Consider the following 21,745-nt stretch of genomic DNA (forward strand, 5'->3'; position numbering starts at 1 on the left):
TCGACGAATTGCTGGTTTGTGTGCTTGCTCGCAACGAAGTCACTAAATATTCGCACTGAGAAATGCGGACTCGACTCTTTCCACTTATTGGATCGAGGGAGCGAGGGGCGCCAATCGCGCCCGATCCCCGATGTTGTTAACCGCTTGGACACAAGACTCCAAGAAGACATCAAGGTAGCTGTCCCACTTCTTCTTGGGGTACACGAGTTCGGGTTCGCCTTTTATGCCCCCCAGTTGTCCGGCGATTCTGACCGCATCATAAAAGTTGCCGATCTTGTCCACCAGACCCAGTTCTTTGGCCTTTTCACCGGTAAAAAACCGGCCGTCCGCTATGGACACGAGCTTTTCTTTATCGATTTTCCCCTTACGGCCGGCAGCCACGTCTGAAATGAACTGCTCGTGTATTTCCTTTGCAAAGGTCTCCAGTATGTTGCGCTCGTCCTCTGTAAGCGGCCTGACAGCCGAACCTATATCTTTATACTTTCCCGCCTTGATTACATTTACGTCAACACCTATTTTTTCGATTACCTTCTGGATTTGCGGCAACATCATTATGACGCCGATACTACCTGTGATAGTGCCTTGCGAACATACAATGGTGTTCGCGTTGCTCGCTATATAGTAGGCAGCCGAAGCGCTCACGGTCTCCATCGATACAACTACCGGTTTCTTCTTTTTTGTCTTTTCTATTTCCCGGTAAATCTCTTGAGCCGGAGCTACGGTTCCACCGGGCGAATTGATTCTGATGACTATAGCTTTTATGGACGATTTCTTCCGGAATTTCCTCAGTTGCTTGAGAACAGTGTCCGCCGAAATTATGGTCCCCTCCAACTGCACCACGCCGACTTTGTTCCCTGCCTCAAACACTTCAGACAGGCCGGCTGTTTCCTCATCCGCGTTAAGAATGACAGCCACCCCGGCTGCGATAATTATGAAGCCCGCCACAATAAAAGCTATAAATAGTATTGCCAGGCCTGTCCTGGATTTCTTCATCAGATGTCCCCTGCGTCATCATTATGCCGTAATATCAGCATGTTGCCCCATTAATTCAGTGAAGTTGACCAACATTAACAGAATTCCTTCAGACCCGCAACCTTTCAGCGTACGCCAAGCTCGTGCCAGCACCTCTAATCCGGCGTAATTCGGCCGACTCCGAGGCTGCCCTTGAGGCCGTCCATGTCCTCGTGGCCGGTCAGTTTCAGAAATGCCTTTTCGAGGTTCCCCTCGGTGCGCGCAATGGTGCTCTTAATATTGAAGGGGGTGTCCGACGCGATGACCCTTCCTTTATGAATGATGGTGACAATGGTGCAGATTTCTTCGGCCACCGCCAGTGTATGGGTTGATAGAAAAACCGCCATGCCTCGGTCTCGCGCCATCTGTGTGAACAAATCCTTCACCAGGCGGACTCCGCGGGGGTCGAGTCCCACCATGGGTTCGTCTATGATGAAAATCTTTGGCTTGTGGAGCAGCGCTGCGCCGATGATCAGCCTCTGTTTCATGCCATGGGAGTACCCTTCGATAAGCTCGTCCTTCCAATCAAGTAACTCGAACAATTCCAGATAATGCATTCCTCGACTTTGCAGTTCGGCCGGTTCTACCTTGTAAAGACCCGCGCTGAATTCGAGAAATTCCCATCCGGTCAGCTTTTCGTACAGGTAAGGACGATCCGGAACGAAGCCGGTGACTGCCTTGGCCCGCTGGGGTTCCTTAGCGAGGTCGTGCCCGTCCAGGATGATCGTGCCCGTGTCCGGTTTCATGAGCCCCGCGAGCATGCGAATTGTGGTGGTCTTTCCTGCTCCGTTGGGGCCGATAAAGCCCATTACCTCACCTGCGGGCACGTCGAGGTTAATTTGATCGACGGCCAACACTTTGCCAAATCGCTTTGAAAGGTTCTCGATTCGAATCATGCTTTGTCCGAGATCCCCGGCGGTGGGTCTAACCCGCCTCCAGGACCTTCAGTTTTAATCGACCCAGGAACGAAATTACGTTCAGGTGTTTGTCTACGTCGCCATACAGCAGAGTGATGTGCGTAGGCTTCACCGGGATAATATCCATCATGGGATCGCCGGTGAACCAGTTCCGGCCGCCCCAGTAGTTCACCCACGCATGATAATAGAATCCATCGCCTAAACGCACCAGCCCTACGGCAATGCGAGCCGGCAGCCCCACGGCACGTGCCAGGGAGACGGCGAGGACCGCGTGCTCGTTGCAGTCTCCTTGCAATGTTTGCAAGACCGAGTATGCGTCCGGAACGGACGGCGTAGGGACCTTTTTCAGATTGCGGAAGACCCAATTGTTGATCAGTTGAGCTGCTTTGACAGGGTCTTTTTCATCCCCCACTATTGCTTTGGCCTTCTTGATAACCTCGGGGTGATCAGCGCGGAGGAACCGGGTTGATGCAAGGTATTCCTCCATCTTCGGATCAGTCGATGGAAGCAGGTAATCGGCTTTGGGAGGATCTTCTCGGGTTATGGTTAATTCCGTCCCGTTCAAAGTCTGACGAAAGCCGTCGTTGGGGATGCTCCAATTCCCTTCGCCCTGGACGTTTAGGCGGAGGATTTTCAGATTGTCGTCATCAGGAATTGAGCCTTCCACCTGAACAGCAGCCAAGGACACAAAATCCGGTAGGTTTCGAACCCCTTTCATTTCTTTGGCGATTTCAGCGCGGTCCGAGCGGATCACCGTTATGCCGAGCGGCATCAGGCCCTTGAGTAATCGTCCCTCTCTGTCCACCCACAAGGTCATGTCAGCGGACCTGAACAAAGCGCGCACGCGCCATGCCTCCACCTTCCTGTCGGATATTTCCAGGGCTGCTTTTTCTAATACGCTTATGACCGCGTCCGACTTGTTGCCATCCATTGGGTCGAAAATCGGCATCCGAATCTGGTCGCCAACTTCCAGATCCTTCAGGGGAGCGGGAAGACCCAGCGAACGGGAAATTCTAGGGGTTTCCGCCAGCTTGATCCTCTTGACGCCACTTCGATCAGGACCGGGCAGTTCAAGCACCAGGTCCCGTCCTTCCATGCGCCCCTTCTGTTCAAACGAAACAATGCCCGAGTCCACCTTCAACTGGAACGCAATCAGCCGGAAGTCTGCATCAACTTCGGCCGAGGAGGTTATCCGAATCGGCTTTATCCTACCTTGGAGATTCAAGGAGATGTTGAGGTCATCTCGCAGGTTCCAACCGCTACCCGTTCGTATTTGCCGAGAACGGCCCACTCCCGAGTAAGCGCCGCGGATTCGAATGAGGAACCAGTCGTCGGCTTCGGTCGCGGCTATGTTTAGGCTCTCATCCGGCCTCGTATCAGCCGGCAGGTATTGGTCCTTGAGGAGCAGGACCATCAGAGCCGCCCATACGACCACAATAGTGGCGGTTACTAAAGGCCGGAAACCTGATTTTGAACCGCGGGAAAATAAGGACATCTTTCACGCTTTGTGATACCGGCTGGGTTTCAAACAGTTACAATCAGTTAGGAAGCAAATCTGCACGGACCCGGGCACCAGGTCCCTGTTTGCCTAACGAGTTGTCATTGTTTGAACTCGGGCTGATATCGGGCATTAGAAACGCTTTTTTAAGACCGAAAGAAGCTCCTGATTGTTCGTAAGCGTCTCTTCCGCCTGGTCCGCGGTGAGTCCGGCTCCGATCAACACTTCAAAGGCCCGTTCGCGAGTTATGAGGTTCTCAGGCGAATGAGCATCGGTATTGACTACCAATCGCGCGCCTACTTCCAGTGCCATTCTGGCCACATGTCCGTTCGTCAGGCAGTGGCCGCCTCTTGACGTAATTTCCAGGTATATGCCGTTGGCCGCTGCCAGACGAGCCTCCTCAGGCGTGATAAAGCCGGGGTGCGCCAGGATGTCGACATTGGACTCCAGTGCAGCCTTGTTGGTACCAGGGGCCACGGGCTCGACAGGAGATTCGCCGTGGCACACCACCAAAACCGCACCCATCCGCCTTGCCTCAGCTACCATCTCGGGAATCAGTCCCGGAGGAACGTGGGTTATTTCGACGCCCGGAATCACAAAAGTCTCCTGGAATCGGTTCAGTTCAGTTGTAACCTTAAGAATCCTGGGAAGCACCAGGTCCAGATTCGAACCGTCCACATGGTCGGTGAGGCCGATGGCCCGATAACCGACATTACTGGCCCGGCGGACAAGTTCACTGGGAATTAGCACTCCGTCACTCAAGAAAGTGTGGGTGTGAAAATCAATCAATGGCGCCTCCTGTTCAATCCCGTGGACTGTGAATCAAAGGGAGCTAAGACCTGCATTAACTGCGCTTCCGCACCGGCTGTTCCGGGCTGCGGACCGCGAAACCAAAACGGAAAACCCGTCCCCACCTAGCTCCACGTGTGGAACAGTACGAATAAAATACCGCGTATGTCAGAAAACTCAAGGGCAACTCTCTGCTTCGCTCATCAACGTCGCCAGATCTTCACCCCTTCAGGAAGAACTGGTATTATGCGATATGGGTACAAGGAATCCCCTAGAATTTGCTTTGCACCCTTAAGATTTTATTCTAAGATTCTTTACACAGCACCAGTGGCTGACTCAACGGCGTTGGCCGCTAATTCATTATAGGGCCCGGCGAAAAATCAATGGAAAAAAAAGAGGCACGCATAAAGTGTAGTGGTTGTGGCACGTCGTACAAAGTAAAAGTGCCCGTAACCGATAAACCGGTGAGTTTCAAGTGTAAAAAGTGTGGTAAGGTGCTGAAACTCAAGATTAAACCTACCATGCCCCTGGAAACCACCCCGCAGCCTTCAGCCGCACCGGCTGTTACACAAATGCCTGAGCTTGAAACTACTCAACTTCCCGACATGGGGTCTTTCCAAGATGCGCCCCTACCACCTAAACTCCAGCGCGCCAGCGTTGTAGAGCACCTGTTCTTGGACCATCCGGAAGATGCTCCCGTGGCGGCTCAAGCCGAAAAGAGCCGGAGTTGGATCGTCCTGGCCGATGATGTGATCAAAGGTCCGTTAACGGATCAGGACATTATGACTATGATTGAGAGCGGAGAGGTAACGGCGGATACATCTCTCAGACTGGGCGAGCGTCCTTGGATAAAGGCCTCGGAGATCCCTGACTTCAGGAGTTTTTTCCCGGGGCGGCATCAGGGAACAAAGGCGGGAGCATTCGCTTCCATGTCAATGCTCGAGAGAGAAGGTCTGGGCGCCATTGAGGGCGAAGGAGCGACCGGTCTCCCTTTTTTTGCAGAGTTCCCAGCGCTGATCTCTTATCCGTTAGCGGGAGGTAAAGGCACATCGTTGCTCATTTTTGCGGGAATAGCTTTCCTGTTTGCCACGGTGCTTTCTCTTGATTTCTTGCTTGGCCTGCCTTTGAACCTGCTGGGGTGGATACTGCTTTATGGTTATTTGGCGAACTTGATGAGAACCAGCACCGAGTCGCCACACAGTCCTCCCCCTGCCTGGGATTTTTCGCGCGTAAAAGATTTGGCCTACTCCGGGCTGAATGTAATGGTTTTGGTGTGCGTCTACTCTTTGATTCCCGTGGGAATATGTCTTTTGTTCATGATTTTCTTCTTCTTGAACTCCATGCCCGCATTGGGCTACACCTTTTTCGCTTTGACGATCCTGATTTATGTTGGATCTCTATATGTCCTGCCTGGAAGCCTCGCCGCGCTGGGGGCTACGGGGAAGCTAGGATCAGCTCTGAAGCCGTCTAACATTAGGAACATAATGGGTAATGGCGGCAGGCCCTACCTCATGTTGGCCGCTGTTTCAATCGCCGCGGGGTTGGCTTGCATGTTGGCGGCTGTGGCGGCCGTCTTTTTGGTGGACGCAACCGACGTGGGCTTCGTGGCGGCGGGGCTGTTTATGGCGCTGGTTCTGTCGTACGGCCATTTTGTATGGTTCCACGTCCTGGGCCGTTTTGCTGCGGAGAACCCGATGCTGATGAAACAGGTTGCCTCCGAGCCGGCAACTTGATAACCTTGTGGAGCCGTGGTGAAAATGCCCAGCGGGAGCCACATTTTTAAGTACGTACTCTTGTGACAAGAACAGATCTTATGGATTATCCAGGAAAGAGTCTTCAAACCAACATGGCAAAGGGCCGATTTGGTAATTGCCCGACGAAAGTCGAGGCATTCAGAAGCCACCCATGACCAGTTCTCGGCGTTCTCGAACCGGAAGTCAGAGTCTCCATGTCAAAGACCTATGGCGTGCAGCCTTTGTTGGTGCCGTTGCAATAGGAGTGCTCCTGTTTGCAGGCGGTGTCAACGCGTTTGAAGGCTTTGACCTGGTCTCCGGCGTCATAGAGTCCTCTCAATTCAAGGGTAAAGATCCTCTACAACAGCTCCGATTGGCGTCGGAATTGCTCCGTACCAAAAGGCTGAGAGACTCGGACATGAGGTTTATCCTTCTGGATTGGGGGGACAGGTATCTCAGAGAGCCTTCTGATCCCCTGGAAAGGTTGAAACGATGGGCCGAGTTGACGAACGACGGAAAGCTCAAGAATCTCCCGATTCAAAGGGATTTCCTCAATCGCGTCCTGTTGGCCGAATACCTGGTTGATAAGACACCCTATTTGAAGGCCTCACCGCATAAGAAACTGGAACTCCTCGGTTCGCTGGCGAAAAAGAACCTCGTGGACTGGTCTGTCTCCTTGACGTACGCGCGCATTTATGCGGGCGGCATCATAACCGGCGCCAAATCCTATCAGAACATGGCCCCCTTGGAGGCCTTGATCGCGCTCAAGAAGCTGAAGGATGAGGACCTGGTGGGCGAGCATTATAGAATTCCGACCGAAGGGGTCCTCGTCGCCGAAGCTCTGGCCATGGATAAAGAATATCAACAGGCCTCTCATTATGATCGGCTAGTGAAGTTGAGAGATTTGGAGCGGAAGGGCATTATTTCTTCTTTAACCAAGAAAGAATTCGAAAAGCTTTCGGTCTGGAGGATTCTTGTAGATGACCAGTCGTTCCTGAAAGCCGATGCTTCGGTGAAAAAGGACAGGATTTTGAAATTAAAGGCAGACGGCCTGATTTCGGCCTCTACGTCTTCGGACCTCAGAGCGATCTTTCGTCCTATGCCCCTGGCCTCACCTCGAGAAGCCAGACCCGCTCCCTTACCTCAAAAGATCACCCCCACTACAAAGCAATGAGGACCGTGGCCGTTGGTTATAGCGCAAAGACGTTGTGGGAGCCTCCCAAAGGCTGATCGCCATGTGAGTTGCGAGACGCGGGTGAGTAACCGGCAATTGTTGTGCATAAGGCTAAACCAATGAGAAAGGAAATTGAATGTGCGGAATAGCAGGATTCTTGAGCAATCAGGTTTGGCTTAAACAAACCGATTTATCGTGGCTCGACGGAATCTTACGCGACCTGGAAAAATGGCCGTCTTCCGCGGAGCCGCTGGAAAGCCTTGCGCATCCTCTCAAAGAACTTGTTGACAGATTTGATGACCTCATGTCTTTCGCCTTGCACCTTGCGCTCGTCGAAGACCCGGCAGTTCTCGGCCAAGTGGAAAAGATAGCAGCACTCCTGGAACAGGCCGAGAGCCGAATCGTTGAGTATATGGCCGAAAAAGGACGCACGGATGAGCTGGAGCAGGTCAGTGAAGATACCCGCGACTGTCTCTGGCAGATTAGAGAAGAGGTTTTGGGCAGCGTTGCACGAACCACCGGACTTATACCTGAGAGGTTCACCTCCGAGACTTTAACCCGCTCCCTGCGTTTTGTGGCCTGGGCAGTGGAAGGCGTTATGGAGAATTTGGACCGTCTTGAGGTCCGAGGCCGCGACTCTGCCGGGATCGCAATACAGTGTGGCTTGCCGTCCGCTCCTGCCTCTGTACCGGCGGGCTGCTCCATGACCCTACCCCTTGAGATACCGGAGAAGACCGAAGGCGGTGTCAAAAGCAGCGGCTCGGTCACGAAATTAGGCGATGGGCGAGAAGTGTACACGTTTGTATACAAAGTGGCCAACCTGGTGGGCCGACTGGGCGAAAATACCGCGGCGCTGAGAAGCGCGATCCAAAAAGACGAAGTCCTATGGACAGTGGCCGGCCTTACCGGCCAAGTCAATATCATTGCGCACACCAGGTGGGCCTCAAACGGAATCATAAGCTTGTCAAACTGCCATCCGGCGGACGGTATCCTGTGCGGGAGGGAGCACCAGGCCACGGTCAATGATAGCGAAGCGCAATTCGTACTCAACGGGGATGTGGACAACTATCACACGCTGATGGAAACGGTGGTCCACGGGCAAGGGTTCGCGATTGACCCGTTGGTCACCACCGATGCCAAGATTCTGCCGGTCTTTTACCGTCTTGGCACCGATCCTTCGGCCTCGCCTGAAACCAGATTTGCAGCCCTCATGAAGAGTTGTGAAGGGTCGCTTGCGGTCGTTATGCAGCATCCGGATTATCCTTCTTGCCTGTTCTTGGGCCAGAAGGGTAGCGGGCAAAGTCTTTTTGTGGGCCTGATCAAGGATGGGGTGATAATGGCATCCGAGGTCTACGGTCTTGCCTCACGAACTCGACGTTCATACGCGCTGAGCGGCACCGAGGGGGGAGGTACTCAGGTGACCGTGACGGTGGGGAATTCTGGGAACGTGCTGCTCCCCGGGAGGTACCTTGACGATGCCGGGCCGTTCGAAATGAAGGCAGACCCGATATACATTCACTCCAGAGACATTTATAGAGGTTCTTACAGCTACTACTTCGAAAAAGAGATCCACGAAGCTCCATCCAGCGTGCGCAAAACCATTAAAGGAAAATACCGCAAGGTGGGAGGCAAGATAGACTTCATCAGAGATGGCCACGGCACTCTTTCCGGCCTGGTGGCTCGCCTTCGAGATCCAAATTTGCCCTCCATAAAGCGAGTAATGGTCATAGGCCAAGGGACGGCTTCAATAGCCGCGATGGGGGTTGCCCACCTGGTGGAAAGGGGCCTGGCGAAAGCACGTATTAGCGTGGGTTGGTGCAAAGCCTCTGAAATGTCCGGCTTTCTAACGGACGATCCTTTGTCGGACACGCTGCTCATCGCAATCTCTCAGAGCGGAACAACTACGGATACCAACCGCACGGTGGACGTGGCAGGAGCACAGGGGGCCTGGATTCACGCCATCGTCAATCGGCGCAACTCGCCGCTTGTGGCCAAATCCAACTCGCACTTTTATACGGGCGACGGTAGGGACGTGGAAATGGCCGTGGCGTCAACCAAGGCCTTTTACTCACAAATTGCCGCTGGCAAACTGACCGCTTTGCTGCTGGCTCAAGAGTTCGGGACCCTCGAAGACGAAGAGATATATCAAGAAATTCATGAACTGGAGAGACTTCCTGCCGACATCGAGTGGGTGCTGAACCAGGACCAGGTTTTGAAAGACTGCGCTGAAAAATACGGACCCAGCAGTCGAAACTGGGCAGTCGTGGGAAACGGCCCAAACAAGATTGCGGCCGACGAAATCAGAATCAAGCTGAGTGAGCTTTGCTATAAGTCTATCCCATGCGACTTCACGGAAGACAAAAAGCATATCGACCTCTCCACAGAACCCCTGACGCTGGTGGTGGCTAATGACCTGCCGGAACAGATAGTTCAGGACACGGCGAAGGAAGTGGCCATTTTCAAGGCCCATAACGGGAAACCTATCGTTTTCTGTGCCCGGGGAGAGAAACGCTTCAGAGAGCCTGCGGAGAAACTCATCGAGTTGCCGGTCATAGGCGGTGGCCTGGGATTTGTGCTGGCCACCGTTGCCGGGCACATGTGGGGATTCTATGCTGCAAAAGCAATCGACGCCGGCGCGGAAGAATTCAGGAAGGCCCGCACCCTGTTGACCCAGATGCTGGAAGACCCCGAATCCTGGAACCCTGGCATCGTCCGAGCGCGGTTAAACGACCTGATGAAACTGGTCGCAACCGGGGAAATGAACGCCTCGCTGCCGGCTTCCACAGTCGCGGCCCTGTCAACCTATGCGGCCAGCCTGGAACCCGAACTCGCGCCCGCGGAATTCGCCAGGGAAACAATCGAAGAAGGGATCATCGTCCTCAGCAAAGCAGCGGAAGAGATGACCAGACCCGTCGATACCATTCGCCATCAGGCGAAAACCGTGACAGTGGGAATTTCCAGGCCTCAGGAGATGCTGCCCACGCTGATCATGACTGCACTGGAGTACCTCCCGGTCTTTCCTTCCCAAATCAGAGAGCAGGATCGCCGGATGCTTCGAGCGATTGCACCGATCGTTTCAGAGGTGACCGGCGGCATGCTTTACAGAAAGCTGCGAACGGTTGACGGGCAGCGTGCCGACCTGACTGCCGAAGCGCCCTGGGTTCAGGTGGCTGCGAGATTCGGTTGGTGCGAGGGGAAAGCTTCTCGATACGACGAACCCAGAGTGGCGGGTGGCAGCAAACGCACAGTGCTGAGAGTCGAGCGGGCCATATGGGCTTCAGGCGCCAGCGGGGAGGAAAACCTTGTGTTGGTCCCTCTTTTCGACGACGAAAAAGGAGACGGCGAGGGTATATTACTGTTGCATGTGACCTTTGTCCCTGAGTGTTCCATCCAGCAGAAATTGGCAGTCCTGCGCGGCCTGGGAAACCGATACCACGATATCATCGAGCGAATTGAAGAAGTTTCTCAGGGCGCCAGCCTCGAGGACCTCCTCGAAAACATTTCGCCACGAGACTTGATGCTCATGCCGGTGGATCGCCTGCTGGCCTAAGGAATTTCTTGACGTCCGACATTTTTGTGCGCGAACGCCATGATTAGGCTGGCGCGTTGCATCGATTGCGAAAGAACCTCCTTTTCGGCCACTCCTTTGTATGGCAGATATGCCGGTTGCCGGAATTCTTGTCCGAATCAAATCCGGGGGTATTCTTAAAAGCCATCGGTTTCCCCCACCACCTTTGCCAATCACCACATTGCGGCGGGCTATGCCCGCCGATTGTTGCCGGCAACAGACTCGACCGGACCACGTTATCGAACATTTGTTTCGGCAACTGTTACATGCCCGGTCGCGCCATTTCCATCTGGACCCTCCCACATCACGCCACATGGGGTTCTTTCGGACCGGCCTTTTTGATTTTGTCCGGTCTGTCGCGCAAAATCCTTGACAAATTACCACAAAAAATATATAAAAAAATAGAGTGTTATACGATATAGTTAAATCAATTTATTGGAAATGACTCCCGGAGGCTCCTGATGCTCAGAAAATACTTGTTAGCCATCCTGCCGGCTGTGGTCACCGCGCTGATCCCATGCCTCACAACGCCCGCAGGCGCCTTCGAACTCTTCCCCAGGCCGGAGGGCCAATATACGGTGCAACGAGGCGATACCCTTTACGGCATTGCCGGCCACTACTATACCAACCCGGCTTTATGGCCTTTCCTTTGGAACCAGAACCCCGCGGTCAGGTTAAAAGGGACCGGCACCGCCGCGGAAAAACAGCCCTTGATACCGGGAACTACCGTGGACCTTTATCACCAGAGATACTCCGCGCCGGTCGTGAATCAGTTCTATTCGCCGCCCACGGGAATTCCATTTGAAGCCCAGTTCGTGATTACCAGGGTGCCTTTCAAGGGCATACCGTACGACAAGAAATATTTCCGGTACAAGCTGACTTTGCGGCCCAATCAGGTCTGGGGATACATAGTAGCCTCTCCTGAAGGCACCAAGGTCCATTTTCTTGAGAGGGACCTTCTTTACATTCGCTTTCGTCCGTCAAAAAAGCAGGCCATTCTTGTCGGTGACCGGTTCGGAGTCTATCGAGATCGCGGTCCTGTAACCCATCCGCTCAATCCGAATAGGCAGATTGGCTTTTTCAGCGAAGTCATCGGAGAGGTGGAAATAACGAGCACCGGTCACGATCTGATCACGGCCATAGTGCTTGACTCCTACGAGGAGATTAAAAAGGGTGACAGGATATCTTTGTTTGCACCCAAGAATCGTGAAATAGTCCCTACCAAAACTCATCGGATGTTGACCGGCACCATTCTGCGTTCGGCGACCAGGGATGTGGACACCTTTTACAAAGATGTTCACAACCTTGAGAACGACATTGTTTTTATCGATCGAGGGGAGTGCGACGGCATGAAGGAGGGGATTCTGGTCAACATTTATCGCCCGGCATTACCGATCGCTGATCCCTATTTCTCCAACCGCCGACTGGTGACGCCGGACTCGTACTTGGGTGAGGGAATGGTATTGAAAGCCTTTGAAAAGAATTCAACTCTACTCATTACCAGGTCGCGGGAAGAAATCTTGCCCGGTGACATAATCAAGAGTGTTTCGGATTAGAGGCCGAAAACAAATTAACAGCGAAGCACTTTGATGCTCGCCCACTCCGAGATTTACTAGATCTCCCTGCCGCTTGTCATTGCACGAGCCTTGACAACTAAGCCCGGCTCCTCTACGGTACCTGCCGTTCCGTTCCAGGCAAAATTGTTGTTGCAATTCGGGCCGACGGTCAGTTTCGCGGACCGCGGGCTTGCGCGATTGACACTTTTCATATCAATTCGCTATCAAACGTGGAATATTGGAATGAAGAATCGCGCTCCGGCCGGCGCGGTCTGTGGCACCCAAGCCTGCGGAATATAGACCTTATTGAGTGCCGCTGACCTGGCAACTCGGTCAGCGGGGGAGTCGCATGGCCATTCTGCTGATACCGAAGCTGAAGAGTGAACTCTGATGGCGGATGATTCTCGGCCCACTGATGCCACTTTGTACGATTGGCTGGCCCTTGATCGGATTCCCAGGGTCGGTCCGTTGACCATGGCCCGTTTGTACGACGCTTTTGGGAGCCCCGGCAGGGCAATGCAGGCCACTGCCAAAGAGATCAGTCATCGAGCCGGATTAGGAGAAAAGCTTGCCGAGACAATCGCCGGTTTCCGTCCACCGGAAGACGAAATTAGAAAAGACATCGAGGTCCTCGAAAGACTTGAGGTTCGAGTCGTCACCCGTTGGGATTCGGACTATCCCCCGAATCTGAAAGAGATTTATGATCCACCGGCCCTCTTGTTTGTGAGAGGTCGAATCATATTGGAGGATTCCAGGGCAGTGGCGCTAGTGGGGAGCAGGAATCCCACCCGTTATGGGCTGGAGATGACCGAACAGATTACCCGAGGGCTCGCCAGAGCAGGCGTTACCGCTGTCAGCGGCCTGGCCAGAGGAATTGATACCGCGTGCCACAGGGCCGCGTTGAATGAGGGTGGAAGAACAATCGGGGTCTTGGGCTGCGGAATAGACGTGCTTTATCCTCGGGAAAACAAGCCTCTGGTTGACGAAATGATAGGCTCTGGAGCGGTCGTCAGTGAATTTAGACCCGGAATTCCTCCTTTGGCCACCAACTTCTATCGCAGGAACAGGATAGTCTCGGGTCTTGTTAAAGGCGTTGTCGTGGTGCAGGCAACGCGCAACAGCGGTTCACTTATTACAGCGGGCCACGCTCTGGATCAGAACAGGGACGTGTTCGCGGTACCGGGAAACGTGATGGACGCTCGGTCATGGGGTCCTCATAACCTGCTCAAGCAGGGGGCAGGCATCGTTGAATCGGCTGACGATGTGCTGGCATCGCTGTTTACTCAGCAGCCGGTCAAGCCGCAGGCAAACCTGTTCGACGCGGAAGGGGACCGTGATCAGGAACTGTCGGACATGGCTGAACAGGTTCTGGGATCTCTCGATCCGGACCCGGTGCCCATCGACCTACTCTGTGAGACCTTGAAGATGGAGGTCGGGAAGCTTTCGGGGACCCTCTTGGAACTCGAATTGAAGGGGTTGGTCAGACAGTACCCCGGCAAGATGTTCGCGAGAATTCTGCGCTAATTCATTGAATTAGCCAACCGCGTTTGGTAAGACGGCAGGGCCCCCTTGACTTTCTTGCGCGGTGCTCGAAATTTTTAAGAATATTGAGTGGCAAGCTTAGCGGAAAACTGACTGCTTTATGAGCACGGTTCATGCCGATGTGGCTGTGGGCAGGGAATTTCCCGAAATTCCCGGTTTGGAAGCAGCTTGCCGAAAAGGATTCTGTTCCCGGTGTCGCTCCGGGCGTCCCGATTGCAGTGAGGAGTAGGTTAATGAACAAGACCTTGGTAGTGGTCGAATCACCGGCCAAAGCAAAGACGATAAAAAAATATCTGGGGTCGGGCTATGAAGTGAAGGCTTCGGTGGGCCATATCAAGGACCTTCCCGAAAAGGAACTGGGTGTAAAGGTCAAAGAGGGCTTTGTTCCGGAATACAAGGTCATTGCCGGAAAAGAAAAGGTGGTGCAGGAACTCAGCTCCGCTGCCCAGAAGGCCGACAGGGTGCTTCTGGCCACAGACCCGGACCGCGAGGGAGAGGCCATTGCCTGGCATCTCAGTGAAGAGCTTCATAAGCCGAAAAAGGACATCTTCCGTGTGCTGTTCAACGAATTGACGGAAAAGACCATCAAAGAAGCTATACAGTCTCCTTCAAGATTGGATGAGAAGAAATACAACGCTCAACAAGCTCGGCGAATACTTGACCGCATAGTTGGCTACCAGTTGAGTCCACTGCTATGGGACAAAGTGCAATACGGGCTCAGCGCGGGCCGCGTTCAATCCGTGGCCTTGAGGCTCATCGTGGACCGTCAGGATGAGATCGATACTTTTGTCCCGCAAGAGTATTGGAGTGTGACCGCGACTTTGCGCGGGGGCTCCCCCCCCGCCTTTGAAGTCAAACTTGTCGAAGAGCATGGCGAAAAGATAGAAATCGCCGATGTCACCACAGCCGAAAGACTCGTTGCCGCCGCGCGACAAAAACCATTCGAGGTGGTGGAGGTTAAACGACGCGAGAGGAGTCGCAAGCCTACCCCGCCCTTTATTACATCCACCCTTCAACAGGAGGCCTCCCGCAAGCTCAGACTGACCAGCAGCCGCACTATGCGGATAGCCCAGAAACTCTATGAGGGAATCGAACTTGGTACCGAGGGTCCAGTCGGCCTGATAACCTATATGAGAACCGATTCCCCACGCATAGCCCCCGAAGCCTTGACCGCGGTCCGAGAGTACATTGGAAAGAAGTACGGGCCCGGCTATTTGCCGGCGAAGCCTCACTTTTACAAGAGCGGAAAAGCCGCGCAGGAGGCTCATGAAGCGATCCGGCCGACTTCAATGGACCTTCCGCCGGAGAAGGTGGCTCGCTTTCTCGATAAGGCGCAACTCGCTCTGTACACGCTGATATGGAATCGTTTTGTTGCAAGTCAGGCTGCTCCGGCGGTATTCGACATGACCACGGCAAACATCAAATCAGGCAATCTGACGTTTCGAGTCACAGGCTCGATCATGAAATTTGACGGGTTTCTGAGAATTTACGGACAGGGCGCGGACGAAGAATCAGACAGCCAAAATGGTGATCGGGACGATGCAGAAAGAAGGCTGCCGCCTCTCAAACCCGGCGACACCCTTGCGTTAGAGAGACTCTCCCCTCGGCAACATTTCACCCAGCCGCCCCCATGCTTTAACGAAGCGACTCTCATCAAGGAACTGGAAGAGCAAGGAATTGGGCGTCCTTCGACCTATGCCGAAACCGTAACCACCATTCAGAAGCGGAAGTATGTTGAGCTGGAAGATAAGAAATTCCACCCCACCCTGCTGGGACGAATTATCGCAAAGCTTCTAGTGGAAAGTTTTCCCAAATTGGTAAACACAAGATTCACAGCGGAAATGGAGAATTCGCTGGACCTTATTGAGGAGGGAAAAGCCTCATGGAAGGAAACCCTCCAGGACTTTTATGCGCCTTTCCAGTCAGCCCTGGATGAAGCCAAAAGGGCCATGAAAAGCATCAAGAGGGAAGGAATACCGACATCGGCCGTCTGTCCCGAATGCGGGGGCGCCTTATTGGTTCGCTCGGGTCGCTATGGACTATTTATCGGATGTGCTGCTTACCCGGAGTGCGGGTACACGCGAAATCTCGCGTCGGATACCTCAGCTAAAACCGAGCCCACGCCCACGGACGAGACTTGCCCCCGGTGCGGTTCCCCCATGGTTGTCAGGCGCGGGCGCAGCGGGCCCTTTCTTTCGTGTTCTCGTTATCCTGAATGCCGCAGCGCGCGTCCGCTGACCACAGGGGTCAAGTGCCCGAAATGCAATCAAGGTGAGCTTGCTCAGCGTCGCACAAAAAAAGGGAAGATCTTCTACTCGTGCACGCGGTATCCCGAATGTGACTATTCCCTCTGGTACAAGCCCGTGAGCGTACCCTGCCCCAATCCCGAGTGCGATTCCCCGCTCATGGAGCAACGGGTCAGTAAGAAAGAGGGGCCGGTCTTGCAGTGTCCCAAGTGCAAGCACAAGGTCCTGAATCCCCAGGAGACGGATAAGGGAGCAGTCAATTACTGATGCGGGTTTGACTTTATAGTGATTGCCAAAACTCGGGACCTATTGATCATCCGTTACCACGGCGAAAGCCGAGGTCCAGTCCCGCCCGGAATGCGGGATTGAAAAGACTGGATTCCGGCCCCGGTTTTCACCGGGGTAAACTTGGGGATCGCCGGTATGACGGTCTAGCACCAGTGCGCTTTCGTACAAGTGAACTTGGCGGGCGTCCCTGCCGGCCATTGCTAATGCCGCTTTTGTGAACGCGCATTGGGCAAAGGCTATCTCGAATCGGGCAAAACTTTTGGCAACGCGTGTAAACAGAGAGAACCAATTAGGAGAGAATTCGTCCGGACTTGATCACGGTCAGGTCCGGACTTGGTCTGGCACATCATCTATTGTTTGACCACCGGTTGTTATCACGGTTTGGCGGCGGTGGAGGCTTTTGCAGGGGGCGCGGGGGGGATCTCTTTCCAATTCACCGAATTGAACGGGTTCGGTGCGGAGGCAGCCGCAGCAGGAGCGGCCTCCGCTCCCTTGGCCGGTCGGGCCGCACGTTCGCGGATGAAAGATTCCACTTTATCAATTGGAAAACTAATCATCTTTCCCAATATCCAAAAAATGTACATCTGTTCCCTGGGTGTGGGCGGCGCGGGAAACACGGGGCCGGGCCCCTGATCTCCCGCATGAGGCACGTAAGACGCTTCGTGATAGCTCGGTTTCACCTGTATGAGTTTCTTTTCTTCCTTCTGTGCCTGCCCGAAACATGCCGAAGCAGCCCAGAGCATGACTGGAAGTAACATCAGAAGGATCTTTGCCATGAGAAGCACCTCGGGAAATGATTTTCCGGGCCTCTTTATCACATGTTGTTAAAAAAGCCAGTCTTTTTTGAAAGATTTTGTTGGAATTCAGTCCTGGGGCGGGTAGACCGCTTTTGTAGGGCAGGCTTTCCAGCCTGCTGCTATCGGCATTTTGGGACGGGCAACCGCGAATCACGTCCAGTCCTGGGGCTGGGATTTCTGGTCTTTGTCTCCCGTGGGTGCGCGGTCCGGACGAGGTTCCGGCTTCTTGAACGGCCCCTTCACTGTAGTATCCATGACCGAAATCCCGATGGAGCCCGAGGGCAAGCGCAACGAGTACTCGTATCCGTCCCGTACGAAAACCGCCACAGGATGGGTTTTGTCTCTTTTAGTCTTCGCCGTGAGGGCCAGGAATTTCTCCGCTGTCAGGTCCCGCACCCCATGGTATTCGATGATAACGTCCCCTCGTGCCATTCCGGCCTTTTTGGCGTCCGACTTGGGCGTGAAGTCCAGAACCACGACCCCGCTCACGGGTTCTACATGCGGAGCCGGGAGCGTCTTTGAGCCGGTGGCCCGGTCAGCTGGGACGACTTTTGCCTGTCGCTCCTTCTCCTTTGCCATGGCGCTGGCCACAGCCCTCTGGTCCGGGCCGGGCACCCACGACTTGGTCAGAAAATCGTCTGCGAAATGGAAGGTCCTCTGCGGACTGGTCATCTCGATAATCACGCGGAAGCCGCTGTTGTAGAAAGCAAGGTCCGGTCTAGCCCAACCGCGGAAGGCGCACCTGAGATTAACAGGTCCGAAAGTCCACTCGCCGCCTTTCATCACCCGGTTCTCACCATGACCGGGGCCTTCCGGGTCCACTTCAGGGCTGAACCGGTAATAATCCTCTCTGTAGTAATCCCTTACCCACTCCAAGACGTTTCCGCCCATATCATAGAGGCCGAACCCATTCGGTTCATAACTGCCCACGGGGGCAACATATTTGAAGCCGTCATCCGCGGTCCTATCTCGCCAAGCGAAGTCGGTGTTTTTGTCCGCGTAGTTGGCCCTTCGACCGTCGGGCAGAGCGTCACCCCATGGGAATTGAGCCATGGGCAGTCCCCCTCTGGCGGCGTATTCCCACTGGGCCTCGGTAGGAAGTTTGTACGGCACCTTTTCTTTGGCTGTAAGCCACTCCACGAAGGCCTGAGCATCGTTGTGCGACACCATAGTCACCGGCTGGTCAGAAGAAATCGTCCAGCCCGGGTTTTTCCACGAAGTCCCTGCCTTCCGCTCAAACTGATTGCTTTCAGTGTTGAAGACCTGGCCCCCTTTTTCATCCTCCGCGTCGGTAATGTACCCTGTCTCGTTCACGAACTCTCGAAACTGGGCCACGGTGACTTCGGTCGAGGACATGAAAAAAGGCCTGGAGATTCGAACCTTATGAAAAGGAAATTCGTTTTCCAGGTTCACGGGCTGCCCCTGGGAAAGTGCCCCCATGGCCCATGAGATGTCGGCTTCGGAGCTGCCCATGACAAATGCTCCCGAGGGTATGCGTATCATCTTCATGCCAAGCGAATTAGTGAATGCTTCACCGCTCTTATCTCCGGTCACATCCACCAGGGCTTCCAGCACCCGCTTGGCAAAAGCGTTAGTTTCCTCGGCAAGATCTGTCTCCTTGGAACCCGCCGCGCTCGCTTTTTCGATCACCCTGAGCGCTTCAATGCGGCGACCTTTTGCCACCAGGTCCTTTACGCGATCCATCAGAGGTGTGACCTGCCCGTGGCGCCACAGCGCCTCCTGTTGATTCCGGTCATCGGCCCCACTTTGAGGCGTCTCATCCGGAGCGGCAACCACTGCGACACGGAATCCGGACATGTCCGTGCCCGTGTCAGGGTCGATGCCAAAGCGAAAGGCGTTTCGGGCAATCCCCGCGCCGAACGCCCAGCAACCTCCCCTTGCAACTTTCTTTTTCCCGCGGCGAGGGCCCGTGGGATCCACAGCCAAGGCTGATTTTGCCTCTTCATACGCCTTGGGGTCATATAGATCGGAGCAGAGTTGCCACGCGTTGCCGAGCATGTCGTATAGCCAGAAGCTGTTTGGCTCATAACTGCCCACTGGAGCTAGACGCGCGTGGCCGTCGTCTAGAGTTCGATCAGCCCAGGGCACAGGCGAGTTTCTATCCGCTACGTTGAGCCGCTTCCCATCCGGGTATTCATCGCCCCATGTGTATCTTTCGCCTTCCTTTCCTCCCCTCGCAGCGTATTCCCACTGAGCCTCGGTCGGCAGATGGTACTGTCGCTGCTCCTTTTTACTCAGCCATTGGCAGAAGGCTTCAGCGTCCTCGTGACACACCAGGCTGACAGGATAGTCCTCGCGGGCTTCCGTGCCTGGATTCCGCCAGGACGCGCTTGGTTTTTTGGCCCAATGCTTCTTCGAATCATCGTAAACCCAGCCCCACCCCTGTTTTTCAGCAACGGTCCTGTATCCGGTCTCTTGAACGAACCGTTTGAATTGCCCCGCTGTGACATGGTATTTGCCAAGAAAAAAGGGTCGCGAGATCCGCACCTTGTGGGCCGGCCCCTCCCGCTGGATCAGGCTCTCCTGGACGTTCCAGTCGTTCTGAATTCGACGGATCTCCGCCTCGGAACTTCCCATAGTGAAACTACCGGCAGGAATCAACACCAGACGCATCCCGATGCTGTTGATGACTTCTCCCGGCGTAGGAGACTTGTCTTGAGATGCTTTACCCGCATTGCCTTGGGCGGCCTGCAGCAGCAATTTGAGTCTTGAGGTATCGTCGCTGGACGCAGCGTAGGTTGCGCCCTTTAAGGCACTTTCCAATGGGTCGACAGCCAACTCCCATTCTTGTCTTTGCATTCGAGCCCGTGCCAGGTCTTCCTCCTTCTTAAGGACCCTTCGAGGTTCCCCATCCCCCGTCTTGGCCTGGCTAAACCCTCGTCGTTGCTCCTTCCGACCTCGCAGGTTTTCTTTTGAATCTTTGGAAGGATTCCGGTGGAAACCGTCAATGTATCCGGAAACGGCTTCAAAAAGTTTTGCAGGGCCTATTTCGTTTCTATCTTTGGAGGAAGCGTTGGAAGACTGTCCGGATTTGGATTGATCCTGAGAAGCTGCGGCCGGATTTGAAAAGAAAAAGGCCGGCAAGATGGCCACAGCTAGGACCCAAGACAAGAAGATTCGGACCGTCTGCCATCTTTTCGCCAAGGTCTCGGCACGTAAGCTGCCGAATAAAACCGGTGGACGCGACATTGATGTTTCCTCTTGAAAAACGTTGCCCTTCGGCAGATGACACATCGCCGTGTAGCATTGGAATGAGAGGCAAAGGTTATTCGGTGTCATGGAAATCTCCAAACGCCTTCCTATTCAGACAGCGAGTTTGCCGGGCCGACGGATTAATAGGCATTGCCAGAATTTTGGTCTTTTTGCATAGGGCCTTGTATGGATGAGTATTGTTGTTTGGGTGCCACTGCTAGAAAGAGATCACCTGAAATTGCCGTTTCGACGCAATAGGCCTCTTCATGGGCAATCGCATTACAGTTGGCACCTGCTATAGAAAAACCGCGTCCCTCGCTATCATACACACGCGCGGAACGCGGGCTCTTGCGTCGATTTCCTGTCTTTGGAGGCATTCGTGCCGGCCGGTCATTTCAATGCGGTTACTTGATTTCCACAGGAATTTTTTTCTTAAGCTCTTCAGTAAGCTGATTGTGGGTCTGAGAGTTCTTCTGATCCTGAAGGCGATTCTTGATAAGCCCGCGAACTTGCACTAACGCGCGCGTTTCCGGCTGGCGGCGATCTTCCACTTTCAGTATGTGCCAGCCGAACTGTGTTTTTACCGGCCCACCAACCTCGCCTTTCTGAATCTTGAACAGGCTGTGCTCGAATGATTTTTCAAAGGAACCCTTTGGCAGCCAGTCTTTGCCGTCAGGCAATTCCAGCTTCCCTCCCGCGGCAGCCGCCGGGTCAATTGAGTGCTTCTTGGCAAGGTCGGCGAAGTCTTTGCCGGACTTGATCTCATCGAGGATCTTATTCGCCTGGGCCTCGGTCTTCACTAGGATGTGGCGGACCTTAACCTCTTCAGGGGGCTTGAATTCCCCGATATGCTCTTTATAGTATGCAGCCAGCTCCTCTTCGGATACCGGCGGCGTTTTGGCCAGGTGACGCCTGAAGTATTCCCGTGCCAGGTATTCGGTCTGCGCGTAATCGAGGCGCGTCTTGATGGCCGGTTCCTTGTCCATTCCTTCGGTCGCGGCTGCTTGGGCAAAGAGCATGAAAGAGACCACCTCATCCAGTATCTTTTTCCGGCCGTCCGGGGTCAGGAAAGGGACTCGATTTTCCTCCGGAATCGTAGAGATGATGCTATCCAGCATTTCGCGGGTGATTGTTTGATTTCCCACTTTAGCCAGAACATCTCCACCTTTTTCAGTAGTGACCGGTTGGGCAAAAGCATTAAGCGTCATGATTCCTAAAAGAATTATAAGCCACCAAATATACTTCATTTCTAGACCTCGTCTTCTTGTGGGCCACAAGTAATCATTGTTCCGCTGCCGTCGAAGACAATCCGCTTAAAGAGCACTGCCGGAACACGGCTGCACCATAGGATAATCACACTGGAAAAGCAAGCAGGAGTCGGACGGCCAGCCTTATTTGAGTTCCTGGGGGCAT

13 protein-coding genes are annotated in these 21,745 nt (G+C 54.1%); 6 read left to right on the forward strand and 7 right to left on the reverse strand.

The genetic code is table 11. The features are described from left to right. Positions 1-84: 84 nt before the first annotated feature. From sppA to HY913_22550, 4 genes are all read right to left on the reverse strand, one after another. Positions 85-993: a signal peptide peptidase SppA gene (sppA, locus tag HY913_22535; protein ID MBI4966074.1), complete on the reverse strand. Its 909-nt coding sequence runs from the start codon at positions 991-993 to the stop codon at positions 85-87. 134 nt (positions 994-1,127) lie between these two features. After that, positions 1,128-1,907 (reverse strand): ABC transporter ATP-binding protein, encoded by a 780-nt coding sequence (locus tag HY913_22540; protein ID MBI4966075.1) that lies wholly within the window; start codon positions 1,905-1,907, stop codon positions 1,128-1,130. 28 nt (positions 1,908-1,935) lie between these two features. After that, entirely contained in the window at positions 1,936-3,342 is a 1,407-nt protein-coding gene (locus tag HY913_22545) for a transglutaminase domain-containing protein (GenBank protein MBI4966076.1), read from the reverse strand. A gap of 216 nt (positions 3,343-3,558) precedes the next feature. Beyond that, entirely contained in the window at positions 3,559-4,215 is a 657-nt protein-coding gene (locus HY913_22550) for a histidinol phosphate phosphatase domain-containing protein (GenBank protein ID MBI4966077.1), read from the reverse strand. 383 nt (positions 4,216-4,598) lie between these two features. Between HY913_22550 and HY913_22555 the strand changes: the two genes are divergently transcribed. The 6 genes from HY913_22555 (at position 4,599) to topA (ending at position 16,301) form a co-directional block, all read left to right on the forward strand. Beyond that, a complete protein-coding gene (locus HY913_22555; GenBank protein MBI4966078.1) occupies positions 4,599-5,948 on the forward strand; it encodes a DUF4013 domain-containing protein in 1,350 nt (449 codons plus the stop codon). A gap of 172 nt (positions 5,949-6,120) precedes the next feature. Then, positions 6,121-7,122, forward strand: coding sequence for a hypothetical protein (locus tag HY913_22560; GenBank protein ID MBI4966079.1), 1,002 nt, complete (start codon positions 6,121-6,123; stop codon positions 7,120-7,122). A gap of 136 nt (positions 7,123-7,258) precedes the next feature. Beyond that, positions 7,259-10,672: an SIS domain-containing protein gene (locus tag HY913_22565; GenBank protein ID MBI4966080.1), complete on the forward strand. Its 3,414-nt coding sequence runs from the start codon at positions 7,259-7,261 to the stop codon at positions 10,670-10,672. A 479-nt stretch (positions 10,673-11,151) separates the two neighbouring features. Further along, entirely contained in the window at positions 11,152-12,246 is a 1,095-nt protein-coding gene (locus tag HY913_22570) for a LysM peptidoglycan-binding domain-containing protein (GenBank protein ID MBI4966081.1), read from the forward strand. Positions 12,247-12,636: 390 nt separating this feature from the next. Next, positions 12,637-13,770, forward strand: coding sequence for a DNA-protecting protein DprA (gene dprA, locus HY913_22575; GenBank protein MBI4966082.1), 1,134 nt, complete (start codon positions 12,637-12,639; stop codon positions 13,768-13,770). Between the two features lie 251 nt (positions 13,771-14,021). Further along, positions 14,022-16,301, forward strand: coding sequence for a type I DNA topoisomerase (topA, locus tag HY913_22580; protein ID MBI4966083.1), 2,280 nt, complete (start codon positions 14,022-14,024; stop codon positions 16,299-16,301). 395 nt (positions 16,302-16,696) lie between these two features. Here the strand turns inward: topA and HY913_22585 are convergent, their stop codons facing one another. The 3 genes from HY913_22585 to HY913_22595 form a co-directional block, all read right to left on the reverse strand. Then, complete coding sequence (locus HY913_22585; protein MBI4966084.1) at positions 16,697-17,098, reverse strand: hypothetical protein; 402 nt, start codon at positions 17,096-17,098, stop codon at positions 16,697-16,699. 171 nt (positions 17,099-17,269) lie between these two features. Further along, positions 17,270-20,329 (reverse strand): SUMF1/EgtB/PvdO family nonheme iron enzyme, encoded by a 3,060-nt coding sequence (locus HY913_22590; protein ID MBI4966085.1) that lies wholly within the window; start codon positions 20,327-20,329, stop codon positions 17,270-17,272. A 407-nt stretch (positions 20,330-20,736) separates the two neighbouring features. After that, the gene (locus tag HY913_22595) at positions 20,737-21,579 is read right to left on the reverse strand and encodes a peptidyl-prolyl cis-trans isomerase (GenBank protein MBI4966086.1); all 843 of its coding nucleotides are present in this window, start codon (positions 21,577-21,579) and stop codon (positions 20,737-20,739) included. Positions 21,580-21,745 lie beyond the last annotated feature (166 nt).

Origin of the sequence: Desulfomonile tiedjei, from assembly GCA_016212925.1 — a bacterium.
In the GTDB taxonomy this organism is placed as follows: Bacteria; Desulfobacterota; Desulfomonilia; order Desulfomonilales; family Desulfomonilaceae; genus JACRDF01.

Bases quoted from the DNA above. Each gene is read 5' to 3' on its own strand.
- sppA (MBI4966074.1), bottom strand. From the start codon at position 993: ATGAAGAAATCCAGGACAGGCCTGGCAATACTATTTATAGCTTTTATT.
- HY913_22540 (MBI4966075.1), bottom strand. From the start codon at position 1,907: ATGATTCGAATCGAGAACCTTTCAAAGCGATTTGGCAAAGTGTTGGCC.
- HY913_22545 (MBI4966076.1), bottom strand. From the start codon at position 3,342: ATGGTCCTGCTCCTCAAGGACCAATACCTGCCGGCTGATACGAGGCCG.
- HY913_22555 (MBI4966078.1), top strand. From the start codon at position 4,599: ATGGAAAAAAAAGAGGCACGCATAAAGTGTAGTGGTTGTGGCACGTCG.
- HY913_22560 (MBI4966079.1), top strand. From the start codon at position 6,121: ATGACCAGTTCTCGGCGTTCTCGAACCGGAAGTCAGAGTCTCCATGTC.
- HY913_22565 (MBI4966080.1), top strand. From the start codon at position 7,259: ATGTGCGGAATAGCAGGATTCTTGAGCAATCAGGTTTGGCTTAAACAA.
- HY913_22570 (MBI4966081.1), top strand. From the start codon at position 11,152: ATGCTCAGAAAATACTTGTTAGCCATCCTGCCGGCTGTGGTCACCGCG.
- dprA (MBI4966082.1), top strand. From the start codon at position 12,637: ATGGCGGATGATTCTCGGCCCACTGATGCCACTTTGTACGATTGGCTG.
- topA (MBI4966083.1), top strand. From the start codon at position 14,022: ATGAACAAGACCTTGGTAGTGGTCGAATCACCGGCCAAAGCAAAGACG.
- HY913_22585 (MBI4966084.1), bottom strand. From the start codon at position 17,098: ATGGCAAAGATCCTTCTGATGTTACTTCCAGTCATGCTCTGGGCTGCT.
- HY913_22590 (MBI4966085.1), bottom strand. From the start codon at position 20,329: ATGTCGCGTCCACCGGTTTTATTCGGCAGCTTACGTGCCGAGACCTTG.
- HY913_22595 (MBI4966086.1), bottom strand. From the start codon at position 21,579: ATGAAGTATATTTGGTGGCTTATAATTCTTTTAGGAATCATGACGCTT.